Genomic DNA, 828 nt, shown 5'->3' with positions numbered 1-828 from the left:
GATTGTTCAAAAAATAGATTACCTTTTAAGTTCAGGTTATTTTAGAACCGTTGAGGTAACTTATAATGAAAGAAAAGATAATTTTCATCCCCATATTCATGCTTTAATATTAGTTAATAAAGCGGATTATCAAAAATATTTTAAATTACAAGATAGAACTATTTTTAAAACTCAAAGTTTAATTTCTAATGCTTGGCGTAATCTTTTAAAAGTTGATTACAACCCCATGTACACGCTCAAAGGATGTATAATTCTGAATTGAAAATGATTGCTGAGGTTGCTAAGTATGCGACAAAACCTAGTTCTTATATAAAAAAGAACAAAGATGGTGATTATTTTGTTTCCGAAAAAGTTTTATTAGAAATACATAACGGATTATTTAGAAAGCGTTTAATTTCTTTTGGTGGACTTTTTAAGGATATTAAAAAAGAACTATCTTTGGAAGACATAGAGAAAACTAGTGATTTGATTAATATTAGCGAAAAAGATAAGCATCATTTAAATTGTCCGCATTGTAGACAAAAACTAATAGACCATTTATATAAATTTAAACATGGTTTTTATGTTGGTTAATATAATAGTGCTTTTCGGGTTAAATGTCTTTTTATTTAGCCCGTAAAGTGCAAGGGTTTTAAAGGGCTTGCCCTTTCTAAGGAGTTTTTATGCGTGAATATATACCAAGCGAAGAAACTAAGAAATATTTAACTGAAGATGATTTGATTTATTTGGCTAAGTATCGTGACGAACTTGAACGAGAAAGCGAAATAAAAATTAAAGAATTTGAAAAAATGTTAAAACCTTTACCCCCCCCTGAATTATATGAAAAAA

At 28.1% G+C, this 828-nt stretch carries 1 pseudogene; it reads left to right on the top strand.

The window, feature by feature from the left end:
* Position 1 precedes the first annotated feature (1 nt).
* Positions 2–573, top strand: a pseudogene (locus B853_RS26915) (protein rep).
* Positions 574–828 lie beyond the last annotated feature (255 nt).

Origin of the sequence: Vibrio rotiferianus CAIM 577 = LMG 21460 (genome assembly GCF_002741985.1) — a bacterium.
GTDB lineage: Bacteria > Pseudomonadota > Gammaproteobacteria > Enterobacterales > Vibrionaceae > Vibrio > Vibrio rotiferianus.
This window is presented reverse-complemented; position numbering and strand designations above follow the sequence as displayed.